The sequence below is a fragment of the Alphaproteobacteria bacterium genome, from assembly GCA_040216735.1.
Lineage (GTDB): Bacteria > Pseudomonadota > Alphaproteobacteria > SHVP01 > SHVP01 > CALJDF01.
In genome coordinates, this window is the sequence record JAVJOO010000004.1 from 1 (window position 1) to 14597 (window position 14597).

Below are 14597 nucleotides of genomic sequence, written 5' to 3' on the forward strand. Positions count from 1 at the left end.
TTGGCACCTCGATGTCGGCTCATCACATCCTGGGGCTGGAGCAGGTCCCAAGGGTTCGGCTGTTCGCCGATTAAAGTGGTACGTGAGCTGGGTTTAGAACGTCGTGAGACAGTTCGGTCCCTATCTGCCGTGGGTGTAGGAGAATTGAGAGGAGCTGCCCCTAGTACGAGAGGACCGGGGTGGACGTACCTCTGGTGGACCGGTTGTGGCGCCAGCTGCATTGCCGGGTAGCTAAGTACGGAAAGGATAACCGCTGAAAGCATCTAAGCGGGAAACCTGCCTCAAAACTAGTTCTCCCTTGAGAGCCGTGGAAGACGACCACGTTGATAGGCCGGGTGTGGAAGTGCGGCAACGCATGAAGCTTACCGGTACTAATCGCTCGATTGATTTGATTTTCGCGAAACCGCATGTGCAGTGATTAACTCGAACGCACTTGCAGACGCACAAAACTAGTGTCGCATCACAAATTTCCGGTTTTTGTTGGCTTGGTGGTTATTGCGGAGAGCTCCCACCCGATCCCATCCCGAACTCGGTCGTGAAACTTTCCAGCGCCGATGGTACTTTGTCTTAAGGCACGGAAGAGTAGGTCGCCGCCAGGCCAACAAAAACCGGAACTTCCTCATACGATGGCAAACGGCCGTCACGCGCGCCGGCCCAACCGGCGCCGTTTTTCCTTTTGACGCGGGGTGGAGCAGCCCGGTAGCTCGTCAGGCTCATAACCTGAAGGTCGCAGGTTCAAATCCTGCCCCCGCAACCAAAAATTAGCCCGCTAGGCCAATGCCTTAGCGGGTTTTTTTTGGCTTTCTTGCTGCGCTCTTCCCGAGGTTCCTGACCGAATGGTCCGCGGTCATTCTTTTGGGATGACGGCTTCAGGCTTATCCTTTTGGGACTATTGTGTGCTGTCAAATCTCGGTAATTCTCGGGTTCGCCCAAGAGTTCGGTGCCGGTTGGTGAGATGGCGCAGCGCGGTTATTGTCTTAGCTGATCTACGGTCCAGTCGTTCCTCTATGTACGCAATCGATATCTATGCCGAGGTTCGCCATGCAATCCTTGTTGAAAGGCGGAGCATGCGTGAAACCGCGCGGCTTCTCGGGATCGACCGCAAGACCGTGCGCAAGATCATGGATCACGACGCACCTCCAGGATATCAGCGGGTCTCAGCACCTCGGCGTCCCAAACTAGGTCCTCACGTGCGTGCGATCGACAGGATGTTAAAGAACGATACGTCCAAACCACCCGCCGAGCGCCGTACCGCCCGCCAAATCTTCGAGTATCTCGTCGAGAAGCGCGGATTTTCCGGCGGGCTAACGACGGTCAAAGACTATGTCAGGGCTCGCCAACGGCAGGCGTGAGGCGCAGCTTACCGACGGGACAGCGCTTCTGGCCCACTTTTGCGCCGCCTTGACTCCTACGGATAAGTAGGCAGAGACTGCTCCCACAACCCAGGGGAGGGAATTTATGTCACGCCGCATTTCAAAGGACGGAGTGTCCCGTCGCACGGTACTTGCCGGGGCCGCAGCAGGGGCCGCGGTTTTGTCGTTTCCGGGCATCGTTCGAGCCAAGAACGAAGAGGTCGTCATCAACGTGCCGGGCGGCATCTACGAACAGAACTTCCGCAAACACGTTACCGACCCGTTCGAAGCTAAGACCGGCAAGAAGATTATCTTGCGCTACAAGCCGGCTTCCGAAGTCCTCACCAACATGATGGTGCAAAGCGACGCGCCTGAATACGACATCGCCTACCTGTCCTATCCGGTCGCCATGAAGGCCATCAAGACCGAGGGCATTTTCGAGGACATGCCGGCCAGCAAGGTGCCGAACGCCAAAGAGTTGGATCCGATCTTCTACGATCTGTACGAACAGCGCGCCGCCGGCTTCAACTTCGCGCCCTACGGTCTTGGATATAATACGGCTAACGTGTCGCCTGCACCGACTTCGTGGCAAGACCTGTGGCGCGAAGACGTGGCAGGCCACATTACGCTGCCCGATATTTCCGGCGGCTGGGTTTTCGAAACCGTCGCGTTGGCGGCCATTATCAATGGCGGCGACATCGAGAACCTCGATCCGGGTTTCGAGGCGATCAAGAAAATCAAAAAGAATGTCCATCGATTCTACAAGAGTTCGCCCGAATCGGTGCAGCTATTCGAGCGCAGCGAGGCATGGATCGGTGGGATCGCGAGTTCCCGCATGTACGCCCTCAAGGACCAAGGGTTACCGATTGACTGGGTGGCCCCCAAAGAAGGTGCGCCCATTGGCGTTCTGTCCTTTCATGTCGCCAAGAACACGCCCAACAAAGACCTCGCGTTCGAGTTTGTGAATTTCGCGCTCGGCAAAGAGCCCCAAGAAGGGTTCGCCAACGGCATCGAGTTCGGTCCCTGCAACAGCAAGGCGGAACTAAAGGGTCGGGCTAAGGAGCGGGTTCCCGGTTTCGATCAGTTAATGCGTCTGGATTGGCGCAAAATCGAGCCGCAAATGGGCGCGATTGCCGAACGCTGGCAGCGCGAAATCGTCGGCTAGGTGAGGGTCGGAGAGATGCCCTTTGGGCGTCTCTCCATCGCTCTAGGACCGCAGCGTTCAAGGCGGTCCGAATTCGATCGAAAACGCATCATGGGAAGACCATGACCAGACTCAATAAAGGGCGAACGGTGCCGTTTGCCGAAAAGGTTGCGCCCGATAGCACGGCGTTGATCGTGGTGGATGTGCAGAACGACTTTTGCCACCCGGACGGGTACCACGCCAAAGCCGGTGCCGACATGTCGATGATGCCGGGAATGGCTAGAAACATGCGGGCTCTTGTTGCCGCGGCGCGCCAGGCTGGCACACTTATCGTTTGGGTCCGCGCGACCTACGACGATATTTTCCAAGGGGCGCCTCTCGGAGAGCAGATGACCAAGGGCGGCAGCGCGTTGGAACGCTGCCTCGAGGGTTCCTGGGGCGCCGACTGGTTTGACGATCTAAAGCCTTGCGAAGCGCCCAACGAACTTGTGGTTACCAAGCACCGATATAGCGCTTTCTGGGATACAGAAATCGACCTGTATCTGCGCAGCAACGGGATCGGCACGGTCGTCGTCGCCGGTGTCATTACGAGCGGGTGCGTCGAATCGACGGCGCGAGATGCGTTCTTCCGCAACTACTACGTCGTGCTACCCGGTGATGCATCGGGGTCCTATGCGCGCGATCGTCATGATGCTTCACTTCGCAAAATGGGCATGACGATGGCGGTGGTCACGGCGACCGCTGACGTCGCTGGGGTATGGCAGAAAAGCGCGCCGGGTTCGCGCGGTTGGCAGCTCGAGGCAAAGAAGGCGCAGCGGTTGACCGGCTTGGCCGAACTCGTCGATCCGGCGCACACGGCGTTCCTGATCGTCGACCTCCAGAACGACTTCTGCCATGGCGACGGTTTGATGGGCCGTCGCAACGAGGGTCTGGAACATAATCGCTCGATTCTCCCGGCAGTGCACGAGACGCTCGGCGCGGCGCGGCGTGCAGGCGCGATGATCGTTCATATCCAAGCCCAGTACGGACCCACGAGCGGTACCTCAAGCTGGCTATTCGGGCGGGAGCAGTCGAGCGTTGCACTCGATATCTGTTTGCCCGGTTCGTGGGGCGCCGAGCAGGTCGAAGAGCTTGCGCCGCGCCCTGGTGAAGCTGTCATTATCAAGCACCGCTACAGCGCGTTCTTGGATACCGCGCTTGATAGCTTACTGCGGTCGAACGGCATTCGCAGCGTCGTGGTCGTCGGCACCGCAACCCAGGCTTGCGTGGAGTCCACTGTCCGGGACGCCAAGATGCGCGACTATTACGTGGTGGTACTAAGCGATTGCGTCGCCGCTCGGGACCGAATGCGGCACCTGCACGATGCCTCGCTGGAGGTCATGGGTGCCTTTTTTGCAACCGTTGTACCGTCTGCCGACGTCAAAGAAGTTTGGCGGACCCGCGCGAACGCCGAGGCGGCGCAATAGATCGATGAAGCGACCGACGCTCGCCTTTGCGCTTCTAACGCCCGCAACCGTCATCATGGTGGCGTTGTTGGTGCTGCCGGTCGGCTACTTGATTCGATTTAGCCTGTTCGAAGGCCAAGGAAGCATTCAACAACTAGGCGGCTTCACCCTCGACAACTACATCAAGTTGTTCAGCGACACTTTCTACGTCGGAATTCTCGGTAAGACGGTTTGGCTCTCGTTCTTGACAACAGTCATCTCTGCGTTCACGGGCTACCTCCTCGCGCACTTCATGTGGCGGGCGCCTAAGGAATGGCGCGGCGCTCTGACGATCCTGGTGCTCTCGCCGCTGCTCGTCAGTATTGTCGTCAGCAGTTATGGATGGATCGTCGTTCTCGGCAACAACGGTGTCATCAACGACTTCCTGCAGTGGATCGGGCTGACCAATGCGCCGATCAAGATCATGTTTACCGACGCCGCGATCGTGATCGGACTGGTCCACATCGTCATGCCGTTCATGGTTTTGTCGATCCTCGCGGCACTGGAGCGGATCGACCCGATGTTGGTCGAAGCTGCGGCGACGCTCGGTGCTAACCGGTTTCGAGCCATATTTCACGTGGTCTTGCCGCTTGCCCTGCCGGGCATCGGGGCGGGGACGACGATCGTCTTTAGTCTCGCGATCTCTGCCTATGTGACGCCAGCCGTTCTCGGCGGGAGCGGACCGAACTTTATCACCACCCTGGTGTTCCACCAGTTCGTGACGTTGTTCAACTGGCCGTTCGGCGCGACGGTTGCGGCGCTGCTTCTCGCGGTCGCCCTCGGCATCGTCTTTCTTTACGTCCGAGTCCTGTCGCGCCTTGGGGCGCTCGGGACCCGCAAAGAGGCAACATGACCCGTATCTTCCATGCTGCAATCGCGATGCTCGTGCTGTTCATTCTGGCGCCGATCGTGGTCGTGGTCGTGGCGTCGTTTAGCGCTAAGGCAATTCCTGAGTTTCCGCCGTCCGAGTGGTCCTTCAAGTGGTACGCCCACGCCTTATCGCAACCGATCTTTACCGACTCGGCCAAGAACAGCGCCTGGCTCGCCTTGGTCTCGACCGCGCTAGCGACGCCGATTGCGATGGGTGTGGCGTACGCAATCGTACGCTTCGATTTTCGCGGCAAGGACGCCCTCCAGACCTTCATGTTGTCGCCGCTGATCGTTCCGTCGATCGTTATCGGTCTGGCGATATTGCTCGCGTTCGCGACGCTGGGCATCCGGGGCGTTGGTCTCCGTTTAGTCGGTGCCCACGTTCTGATCACCTTTCCCTATCTGGTCCGTACCATTATGGCGAGCATGGCACGGGTCGATATGACGGTGGAGGAAGCAGCGAGAACCCTCGGCGCCAGCGGTTTACGCACGTTCTGGCACATCACACTGCCGTTGGTTCGCCCGGGGATCATCGCGGGGATGATCTTCTCGTTTATCGTTTCGTTCGACAATGTCTCTGTCTCTCTGTTCCTGAGTAGCGCCCGAACCAACACTCTGCCGCTCGCGATCCTGAACTATGTCGAATACAACTTCGACCCGTCGGTCGCCGCGATTTCAACCATGCTGATCGTCTTTTCCTTGGCGGCGGCGGTGCTGCTCGAACGCGTCGTCGGCCTTCGTCGTGTAGTGGGTTTCTAGTCAATGGCCGAAGTAAGAATCGAAAACATCACCAAAACCTATGGAACCACTCGCGCGGTCGATAGCGTTACGTTGTCTGTCGCGAGCGGCGAGTTTGTCACGTTGCTCGGGCCTAGCGGTTGCGGAAAAACCACAACGTTGCGTGTCGTCGCTGGGCTTGTCGAGGGGAGTAGCGGTCGCATTTCCATCGCCGGTCGAGACGTCACCGATGTTCCGACTCACAAGCGTAATATCGGCATGGCGTTCCAAAGCCATGCTCTTTTTCCGCACATGACGGTGGCCGACAACGTGGCCTTCGGGCTGAAAATGAGGGGCCTTGCAAGTGGCAGTAGGGCTGGCAGGGTTGCCGAAGCGCTCGATATGGTCCGGCTCTCCGGCTTCGACGCGCGCTACCCGGCCCAGTTGTCCGGCGGCCAGCAGCAGCGCGTTGCCCTGGCTCGCGCGCTGGTGATCAGCCCAGACGTTTTGTTGCTAGACGAACCATTTGGAGCGCTTGACCGCAAGCTGCGCGAGACGATGCAGGAAGAGTTGCGCGACCTCACACGGCGAATCGGTATCACCGCGATGTTTGTTACCCACGATCAGGAAGAGGCGCTAATCCTGAGCGACCGGATCGCGGTCATGAATGCCGGACGGATCGAGCAGGTGGGGAGCCCATCCGAAGTCTTTGAGCTTCCGGCTACGCGCTTCGTCGCCGATTTCATGGGGTTCGCCAATCTTCTGTCGGCAAAGGTAGCGGCGGTTTCAGGCGGGCGGATCACCCTCGACTCCGGCATGCTGCGACTTGATGCCGCCGCGAGCGGCGAAGCGCCCTCGGTTGGTAGTACCGTCGATGCCGCGATCCGGGCCGAACGAATTATGATCGCGGCGGGAAACTCGTTAGCCGGGCCCAATGGTGCTTGCGGGCGTATTCAATCTGCAGTGTACCAAGGTAACCAAACAACCTACGTGATCGATGTCCGCGGCCAGACGTTGACCGCACGGGAATCGAGCCAGAATTCGAACGGCAACGGCCCCCGGCTCAAGGTCGGTGACGCCGCCGTTCTTTCGTGGGAGGCGGCGGCGGTGCGCATCCTTCAGCACTAAAGCCGTACGGATTGAACAAAGAGAAAAGGACTTTGCCATGACCAAGAAGACACTTAATAAAGGCCCGATGCCAACGCGACGCGCCGTTTTGGCGGGTGCTGCTGCGGTCGGTGTTATTGCCGGGTTTCCCGGCATCGTTCGCGCTCAATCGAAGACGATCGTTACGACTCTGTTCGGCGGCATCTATGAGGAGAGATACCGCAAGCATGTCCTCGCGCCGTTCGAAGAGAAACACGGCGTGCAATTCGTCATCAAGTACGGATCGCCCAGCGAGTGGCTAACTAATGCCATGGTGAACCGGGACGAGCCCGAGATTGACCTGCCGTTCCTGTCGTTGCCGATCGCGATGAAAGCGATCAAAACCGAAGGGCTCTTTATCGATCTCAACCCGAGCGACATTCCAAGCCTCAACGACGTCGACCCGATTTTCTATGACCTCTTCGAGCGCAAGGCAGTTGCGTTCAACTATGTCGACAACGGCCTGATGTACCGCACCGACACCGTCAATCCGGCACCGACGGCGTGGGCCGATATGTGGGACCCTCGGTTCAAGAACCAGTTGATGCTGCCTGACGTATCGGGCGGGTTCTTCCATGAGATGATCGTGATTGCCGCTCTCATCCATGGCGGCAGTCTAGATAATCTCGATCCGGGCTTTGATGCGCTGAAGAAGTTGAAGCCGAATGTCTTCCGCTTCTTCAAGACTCCGAACGAAGTGCCGGCCATCATCCAGCGTGGCGAGGCCTCGGTCGCAAGTTACGCAGCGTCGCGCGCCTTTGCCATCAAAGACGGCGGCCAGCCGGTCGATTATGTCGTGCCGAAGGAAGGTGCGCCGATTGGAACGTTGTCCTACCACATTCCGGAAAAAGCGCGGAATCGCGATCTCCTGATTGAGTTTGTGAACTGGGCGATGAGCGTTGGTCCGCAAACCGGTTTTGGCAACGAAATGCAGGTTGGCATGGCTAACCGGAACGTGAAACTCGATGCCGCTGTCGCGGCCCGTGTGGCACCGCATGACAAGTTGCTGCGGATCGACTGGCCGAAACTCGAACCGATGATGACGCCAATGGCCGAGCGCTTCCAGCGCGAGATCACGGCCTAGTCTTCGTTCCGCCCGGGTCGCCACCGGTTGGCGGCCCGGGCTCCTTCCGGCCGAGGAGCAGCCTGCGTGATCGACGAAGACCCCTCTTGGATTTGTGAACCCGGCTTCCAGCCCATTCGCGACGCCTTTCTCAACAACTTCGCCCGCCACAGCGAGCGCGGCGCGGCCGTTGCGGTCTATAGCGGTGGCCGCAAGGTCGTCGACCTCTGGGGCGGCACGGCGGGAGCTGACGGAAGGCCCTGGGCTCGCGACACCATGGTCTGCATGATGTCGGTCTCGAAGGGGATATTGGGCCTGTGCATGGCGATGCTGTACGACCGCGGTTTGCTCGATATCGAAGCGCCAGTGGCACAGTACTGGCCCGAGTTCGCCCAAGCCGGCAAGGCGGGCGTGACGGTCGCTACTGCGCTGAGCCACCGTGCCGGCATTCCGGTCGCCGATGCCGCCGGTCCAGGCGATCTCTACGATTGGGAAAAGATGACCGCCGCGCTTGCCGCGCAGGAACCGGTTTGGCCGCCGGGTAGTACGCTATTCTATCACTCGGCAACGATTGGGCACATTGCCGGTGAAATTCTGCGCCGGATTACCGGCATGACGATCGGTGCGTTCGTCCGTGAGGAAATAGCAAGGCCCTTAGGCGTTGATTATTTTTTCGGACTCAATGATGCCGAGGTCGCGCGGTGCGCCGATATGATCGCGTCGGCCGGTAACGTTGTGAACGCTGCCAAGGCGCCCGGTGCGCCGCCGGTCCAGGAACGGTCGTGGCGACCGTTACCGGCCGAGGAGGACTTCAATTCCCGGGCATGGCGCCAATCCCAGATACCGTCGGTCAACGGTCATGGAACCCCGCACGCCATTGCTCGGATCTACGGTGCCTTGGCATTGGGCGGCGAGATCGACGGCGTTCGCCTCTTGCGGTCCGAAAGCCTCGCGGTTTTCACCGCCGAACGGGGTGTCGGCACGTCGCAAGGGTCGGGCCTCGATCTGCGCTCGGGCCTTTGTTTTATGCTTTCCTCGCCCGGCCGCCCGATGGGCGGGGACCGCGCTTTCGGACACTCTGGCGCTGGCGGCGCCCAGAGCTTCGCCGATCCGGATCGCGGGATTGGTTTTTGTTACGCCGCAAACCGTATGCATGACGGCACGGACGTCGGCCCGCGCGCCGGGGCTTTGCTCGACGCATTGGCGAATAGTCGGTCCTGACGTGCCAACTGCCGCGTCGGTCGACGGCACCTGCACCAGCCAGTTCGCGCCGCTCCGCGAGGCTTTTGAGCGAAACGTCAGCGAGCGTAACGAGCTCGGCGCCAGCGTAGCTGTAACGCTGCACGGCGAGGCGGTTGTCGACCTGTGGGGCGGCTTCGCTGATGCTGCCGGGCGTAAGCCATGGCAACGTCATACCGTTGTCTGCATGATGAGCGTCGCGAAGGCGGTCTCTGCCGTTTGCGTCCACATTCTGTCCGACCGCGGCGCGATTGATCTCGACGCCCATGTTTCCCGTTATTGGCCGGAATTCAGTCAGGCTGGTAAGGCCGAAATTCCCGTTTCGTGGGCGTTGTGCCACCTCGCTTCCGTCCCCGTCGCCGACGCGGCGCCGCGGGGCACCCTCTACGATTGGGATGTGATGACCGCTGCCATCGCGGCCCAAGAGCCTTTGTGGCCGCCCGGCAGCATGCCGTGCTACCACACGGCGACCCAGGGCTTCATCCTGGGCGAATTGGTGCGACGAGTGGACGGGCGAAGCATCGGCACCTTCTTTCGGGACGAGGTCGCCGAACCGCTCGGACTGGATTACCACATCGGTCTCCCCGCCGAAGCAGAGGCGCGCTGTGCCGAGATGGTCCCTTCCAAGGGCAACGTCCTGAGCGCGGCGCAAACCGGTGACACCAAGAGTTTGTTGGCGCGCGGTTGGGCGCAGCTTCCGCTCCGCGAAGACTTCAACTCGCCGCGCTGGCGGCGGGCAGAGGTGCCCTCCGCGAACGGTCATGGTACAGCGCGTGCGATCGCCCGCCTTTACGGGTGTCTTGCGCAGGGCGGGGCAATAGACGGAATTCGCTTACTAAGTAGTGCCGCGCTCGTTCGCGCCCGCACCGAACAATGGGCGGGCAGGGACGCCATGTCCGGGCTCGACTTCCGGATCGCACTCGGATTCTATTTGAACTCCCCACCCGATCGGCCCATGGGTCCAAACCCCGATACCTTCGGGCATTCCGGCGCGGGGGGCGCCCAAAGCTTTGGCGATCCGGCGGCAGGTCTAGGATTTTGTTACGCCCCCAACCGAATGCATGCGGGGATCGATATCGGCCCGCGCGCGACGACGCTCATCGAGGCTCTATACGCCTGCCTATAGGCGGGCTCCGCTGCAACGCACCGGACCGGTGCACGTTGTGGGCTAGGCGAGGTCACGTTCGAATACCCGCACCGCGCGGCGTTGCTTGAACCGCCATCCTTCCGATGTGCGCGCGAACGTGTCGTGATAGTCAACGATCATTTCCAGCGGCGGCAAGGGTTGGGGCAGACCGGCCGCGCCGAAATTGCGGTACAACATCATGGTCGACACACCCGAAGCGGAAGCATCATCCAGGACGTCGATCACGACGTTCGTGGAGATATGCCGGACCGCCGCGTCCGGTCGCCGCCGATTGAACGCCGCAAGGATCGCAGGGCGTCCGACTGCGTCGCCCTCACCGCGATTGAGAATAGCATCTTCGGCAAATAGAGCAGATACCGCCTCGGGCGCGTAATTGTCAGCATGCATCGCGTACAACATGATCAATCGTTCGCAGGCCCGTTCGATCAACATTCGTTCAAGGTCGGTCATGGCACTCTCCGGTGGAAACGTGGTCGCGCCGTATCGAAAACCCCGTAGCTATTTTGTTCCGTCGAGGACACGCTGATTGAATGCGCTGTGCGGCAAAAATCTTCATGCGGAGAATCACGCATATCACCTCTCTACTTGAGAGGTCGGTCTCCACATTTTCATTCATCCTCGGCTGGTATCGACAAGAGAAAAACGCTCGATCTCCATGTTGACCCGAGTCGCTCACAAATGGTTTAGCTGGAGTTAGCCGGTAAGGCGGCGTCATTGATCAGCATCCCCACAGCATGACGCATCCCAGAAACGGAATCGCTCCCTAAATAAGCGGGTCATCGATAAACGGCGTCGGCTTGGCGAGCGTTGTCAGATCTTTTTCGTTGCTGAGCGTCACTTTGTTACCGTCGACGTCGACGCCGTAGGCCTTCAGCGTGCCAAACGCCCGAGACAGGCTTTCCGGCGTCATACCCAAAAGCGACGCCAGGAGCTGTTTCTCAATCGGCAGCTCGAACGCTTGGCTTCCTTCCATGTTCCTACAGGCCAGCAGGTAGTTGGCGAGGCGTTCAACCGCGGTACGTAGTTTCTGATTCTTGACGGTCTTAACCATAAACCGGAACGACCCGGCAAGTTCGTCGATCATCGCCTGGGCAAAGGCTTGATCCTCACCGATACAGGCGCGGATATTGCGCGATGGGATCATGAGAATGCGTGACGGCATTAGAGTGCGTCCCGACATCAGTTGGGGCGCGTCGCGCACCGCTGCCGCCAAAATGAAGGTCGTAACCGGGCGAATAATCGCAACCGCCGTCTCGCGGCCGTTGGATTGAGCAAACAGCTCGACCGCTCCTTCCAGAACGATATGGAGGAAGTCCGCCGGATCACCTTCGTGAATAATCGTTACGCCCGCGGGAAACTTCTGCAGAAATGAAGCGGGCGTTAGGCGATCGAAGCACGCCGCCGCCATGGTCGCGAATAGGGGCAAGTTGCGAACGCTTTGCCTTTCGTCGTCGCGCATTAGTCCTCCCTGATCTCTGGCCCATCCTTGGTGCTGGCTAACATTTGTCAAGCGATGTCATGACGCATGTCAGGATCGCCGAGGGCGAACGCCACGACCTCACGAGGAAAAGGATTCGGGGGCCCTTGTTTCTGCTTCGACATCGCGCCGTCTTGACCTGCGTCAATCGTGTCCCGGTATGCCGAGCGTTGACTGATGTCACCGATTCCTTTGGCGTATCAGGAGGCCACGAGGACCATGACGCAAGCGTCCACCGCTCAAACCGGCCCGCAAACCCGCGCTCTCTCGCTGAGTACCTTCTCCTTCGCCGTCTGTTTCGCGGCATGGACGATGTTCTCGATCATCGGCGTCCAGATCAAACAGGATCTCGGGCTGAACGACACCCAGTTCGGTTTGCTGGTCGCCACGCCGATCTTGACCGGGTCGTTGAGCCGAATTTTTCTCGGCATTTGGTCCGATCAGTTTGGCGGGCGCCGGGTGTTTGCACTGGTGATGTTGGCGTCGGCGCTCGCTGCGTTCCTGCTATCCACGGTCTCAAGCTACCCGCTTCTTCTCGTCGCCGCTCTCGGCGTTGGTATCGCCGGTGGGTCGTTTGCGGTCGGCGTCGCCTACGTTTCGCGGTGGTATCCGTCGAACAAGCAGGGGACCGCGCTCGGTATCTTCGGCGTCGGCAATATTGGTGCCGCCGTCACGAACTTCGGCGCGCCGTTTCTCCTTATCGCCGTAGGGTGGCAATCGACCGCGCAAGTCTATGCGGTCGTCCTTGCCGTGGTCGCGGTGCTCTTTTTTATGCTGTCGAAAGAGGATCCGGCGATCGTGGCGCGGCGGCAGAGCGCCCAACCACGGCGCAGCACCTATGCGGAACTCGACCCCTTGAAGAAACTTCAGGTCTGGCGGTTCTCTCTTTACTACTTCTTCGTCTTCGGCGCGTTCGTCGCGTTGGCGCTTTGGCTGCCGCGCTACCTTGTCGGCGTCTACGAACTAGATATCAGAAGTGCGGGCATGTTAGCCGCGGCCTATTCGGTGCCCGCCAGTCTTTTCCGCGCCTATGGCGGGCATCTCTCCGACAAGTTCGGTGCGCGCAAGATCATGTACTGGACACTAGGCGTCTCGGTGGTCTGTGCCTTCATGCTGTCGTATCCGGATACCGACTACATCATTCACGGGATTGAGGGACCGATCGCGTTCTCGACCAAGATGGGTCTGGTCCCCTTTGTAGTCGTGATCTTCATCCTCGGCTTCTTCATGTCGCTTGGAAAGGCAGCGGTCTACAAACACATCCCGGTCTACTACCCCGACCACGTCGGTTCGGTTGGTGGGCTTGTCGGCATGGTTGGCGGTCTCGGCGGCTTCATTTTGCCGATTACCTTCGGCGTGATGAACGACCTGACGGGTGTGTGGACCAGTTGCTTCATGCTGCTCTTTGCGATCGCCGCCGTGGCGCTGATCTGGATGCACTTCGCGATCCGTCGTATGGAACAGGGTGTCCTCGAAAAGGAACTCGGGGCACTGCCGCAGCTTCCGGAAATGCAGGAGTTCCATCAACCCGGCGGAACGGCTGTCGCCGCGCCTCCGGGCGGCGCTATTCAAGACTGGCGGCCGGACGACGAAGAGTTCTGGAGTACGACGGGCCGTCGAATCGCCCGGCGTAATCTCTGGATATCGATCCCGAATCTTCTGCTCGCGTTCTCGGTCTGGATGGTGTGGAGCGTTGTCGTCGCAAAACTCCCGGCCATCGGCTTTGAATATACGACCGATCAGCTCTTCTGGTTGGCGGCGTTGCCGGGCCTATCGGGCGCGACGTTGCGGATATTCTATTCGTTCATGATCCCGATATTCGGCGGGCGACTGTGGACGACGATGACGACGGCGTCGTTGCTACTTCCTGCCTTCGGGATCGGCTATGCCGTCCAAGATCCGGAAACGCCTTATCTGATCTTCTTGGTCCTAGCGCTCTTGTGCGGCTTGGGCGGCGGGAACTTTGCGTCATCGATGGCGAACATCAGCTTCTTCTTCCCCAAGAAGCAGAAGGGCAACGCGCTCGCCCTGAACGCCGGTCTCGGCAACGCCGGGGTCAGCGTCATGCAGTTCGCTGTACCGTTGGTCATCACCGCGAGCGTGTTTGGAATCATGGGCGGCGAACCGCAGGTAACCGCCCACGGAACCCAATTGTGGCTCCAGAACGCTGGATTCATTTGGGTGCCGTTCCTAATCGTCTCGGCGATCGCGGCATGGTTCGGGATGAACGATATCGCCTCGGCCAAGGCTTCGTTCCGCGATCAATCGGTCATTTTTTCCCGCGCCCACAATTGGATCATGTGCTGGCTCTACACCGGTACGTTCGGATCGTTCATTGGCTATTCCGCGGGGTTCCCGCTCTTGGCCAAGACGCAGTTCCCGGATGTCGATTCGCTTAAATACGTCTTCCTCGGCCCGCTTGTCGGCGCGTTGTCCCGGGCGGCGACCGGGTGGATGGCCGATCGCTTCGGCGGCGGCCGGGTCACATTCTGGACGTTCCTATTGATGATCGCGGCGGTCGGGGGCGTGCTCTATTTCATCGCGACCAAAGACGAACCCGGTGCATTCTGGGGCTTCTTCGCAATGTTCATGATCCTGTTCCTTGCAACCGGTGTGGGCAATGCCTCGACCTTCCAAATGATCCCCGTGATCATGCGCAAGGAGGTCGATCGGCTGATGCCTCAAGTTAGCCCGACCGATCGTGTCCGGCAGGGCGAGAAAGAGGGGGCCGCTATCATCGGCTTTACCTCGGCGGTCGCAGCATACGGTGCGTTCTTCATTCCCAAGTCCTACGGCTCGTCGATCATTCTGACCGGCGGCCCGTCTGCGGCGCTCTGGGGTTTTCTCATTTTCTATGTGACCTGCGCGGTATTGACGTGGGCGGTCTACACGCGGCGCGGCGGCGTGCTCTACGACATCGAGCGCGGCCTGTCCCCGTCGACAAGCGCGAGGAGTTAA

12 protein-coding genes, 1 tRNA gene and 2 rRNA genes are annotated in these 14597 nt (G+C 59.8%); 13 read left to right on the plus strand and 2 right to left on the minus strand.

What is annotated here, in order from left to right; genetic code table 11:
* The 12 genes from RID42_10360 to RID42_10415 form a co-directional block, all read left to right on the plus strand.
* Positions 1 to 396: ribosomal RNA gene (locus RID42_10360) — 23S ribosomal RNA — on the plus strand; the annotation flags it as partial.
* Between the two features lie 88 nt (positions 397 to 484).
* Positions 485 to 599: ribosomal RNA gene (gene rrf / locus RID42_10365) — 5S ribosomal RNA — on the plus strand.
* Positions 600 to 680: 81 nt separating this feature from the next.
* A tRNA-Met gene (locus tag RID42_10370) sits at positions 681 to 757 on the plus strand.
* Between the two features lie 310 nt (positions 758 to 1067).
* Positions 1068 to 1352, plus strand: a complete 285-nt coding sequence (locus RID42_10375; GenBank protein MEQ8248070.1) for a hypothetical protein — start codon at positions 1068 to 1070, stop codon at positions 1350 to 1352.
* Positions 1353 to 1458: 106 nt separating this feature from the next.
* Positions 1459 to 2517, plus strand: a complete 1059-nt coding sequence (locus tag RID42_10380; GenBank protein MEQ8248071.1) for an ABC transporter substrate-binding protein — start codon at positions 1459 to 1461, stop codon at positions 2515 to 2517.
* A gap of 101 nt (positions 2518 to 2618) precedes the next feature.
* Complete coding sequence (locus RID42_10385) at positions 2619 to 3962, plus strand: isochorismatase family cysteine hydrolase (protein MEQ8248072.1); 1344 nt, start codon at positions 2619 to 2621, stop codon at positions 3960 to 3962.
* Between the two features lie 4 nt (positions 3963 to 3966).
* Positions 3967 to 4833, plus strand: coding sequence for an ABC transporter permease (locus tag RID42_10390; GenBank protein MEQ8248073.1), 867 nt, complete (start codon positions 3967 to 3969; stop codon positions 4831 to 4833).
* Entirely contained in the window at positions 4830 to 5609 is a 780-nt protein-coding gene (locus tag RID42_10395) for an ABC transporter permease (protein ID MEQ8248074.1), read from the plus strand. Before RID42_10390 ends, RID42_10395 begins: the two co-directional genes overlap by 4 nt.
* Positions 5610 to 5612: 3 nt before the next feature.
* A complete protein-coding gene (locus RID42_10400) occupies positions 5613 to 6695 on the plus strand; it encodes an ABC transporter ATP-binding protein (GenBank protein MEQ8248075.1) in 1083 nt (360 codons plus the stop codon).
* Positions 6696 to 6732: 37 nt separating this feature from the next.
* The gene (locus RID42_10405) at positions 6733 to 7797 is read left to right on the plus strand and encodes an ABC transporter substrate-binding protein (protein ID MEQ8248076.1); all 1065 of its coding nucleotides are present in this window, start codon (positions 6733 to 6735) and stop codon (positions 7795 to 7797) included.
* Between the two features lie 66 nt (positions 7798 to 7863).
* On the plus strand, positions 7864 to 8997 hold the full coding sequence (locus RID42_10410) for a serine hydrolase domain-containing protein (GenBank protein MEQ8248077.1): 1134 nt from the start codon (positions 7864 to 7866) through the stop codon (positions 8995 to 8997).
* A gap of 1 nt (position 8998) precedes the next feature.
* Positions 8999 to 10141: a serine hydrolase domain-containing protein gene (locus RID42_10415; protein MEQ8248078.1), complete on the plus strand. Its 1143-nt coding sequence runs from the start codon at positions 8999 to 9001 to the stop codon at positions 10139 to 10141.
* A gap of 42 nt (positions 10142 to 10183) precedes the next feature.
* Here the strand turns inward: RID42_10415 and RID42_10420 are convergent, their stop codons facing one another.
* The gene (locus tag RID42_10420; GenBank protein MEQ8248079.1) at positions 10184 to 10612 is read right to left on the minus strand and encodes a nuclear transport factor 2 family protein; all 429 of its coding nucleotides are present in this window, start codon (positions 10610 to 10612) and stop codon (positions 10184 to 10186) included.
* 313 nt (positions 10613 to 10925) lie between these two features.
* A complete protein-coding gene (locus RID42_10425) occupies positions 10926 to 11621 on the minus strand; it encodes a cyclic nucleotide-binding domain-containing protein (protein ID MEQ8248080.1) in 696 nt (231 codons plus the stop codon).
* A 237-nt stretch (positions 11622 to 11858) separates the two neighbouring features.
* On the opposite strand from RID42_10425, the gene RID42_10430 reads away from it, so the two are divergent.
* The gene (locus RID42_10430; protein MEQ8248081.1) at positions 11859 to 14597 is read left to right on the plus strand and encodes an MFS transporter; all 2739 of its coding nucleotides are present in this window, start codon (positions 11859 to 11861) and stop codon (positions 14595 to 14597) included.

Excerpts from the sequence above, each read along its gene's own strand:
- RID42_10405 (MEQ8248076.1), top strand. The coding sequence starts at position 6,733 with ATGACCAAGAAGACACTTAATAAAGGCCCGATGCCAACGCGACGCGCC.
- RID42_10380 (MEQ8248071.1), top strand. The coding sequence starts at position 1,459 with ATGTCACGCCGCATTTCAAAGGACGGAGTGTCCCGTCGCACGGTACTT.
- RID42_10395 (MEQ8248074.1), top strand. The coding sequence starts at position 4,830 with ATGACCCGTATCTTCCATGCTGCAATCGCGATGCTCGTGCTGTTCATT.
- RID42_10390 (MEQ8248073.1), top strand. The coding sequence starts at position 3,967 with ATGAAGCGACCGACGCTCGCCTTTGCGCTTCTAACGCCCGCAACCGTC.
- RID42_10430 (MEQ8248081.1), top strand. The coding sequence starts at position 11,859 with ATGACGCAAGCGTCCACCGCTCAAACCGGCCCGCAAACCCGCGCTCTC.
- RID42_10375 (MEQ8248070.1), top strand. The coding sequence starts at position 1,068 with ATGCGTGAAACCGCGCGGCTTCTCGGGATCGACCGCAAGACCGTGCGC.
- RID42_10420 (MEQ8248079.1), bottom strand. The coding sequence starts at position 10,612 with ATGACCGACCTTGAACGAATGTTGATCGAACGGGCCTGCGAACGATTG.
- RID42_10385 (MEQ8248072.1), top strand. The coding sequence starts at position 2,619 with ATGACCAGACTCAATAAAGGGCGAACGGTGCCGTTTGCCGAAAAGGTT.
- RID42_10425 (MEQ8248080.1), bottom strand. The coding sequence starts at position 11,621 with ATGCGCGACGACGAAAGGCAAAGCGTTCGCAACTTGCCCCTATTCGCG.
- RID42_10400 (MEQ8248075.1), top strand. The coding sequence starts at position 5,613 with ATGGCCGAAGTAAGAATCGAAAACATCACCAAAACCTATGGAACCACT.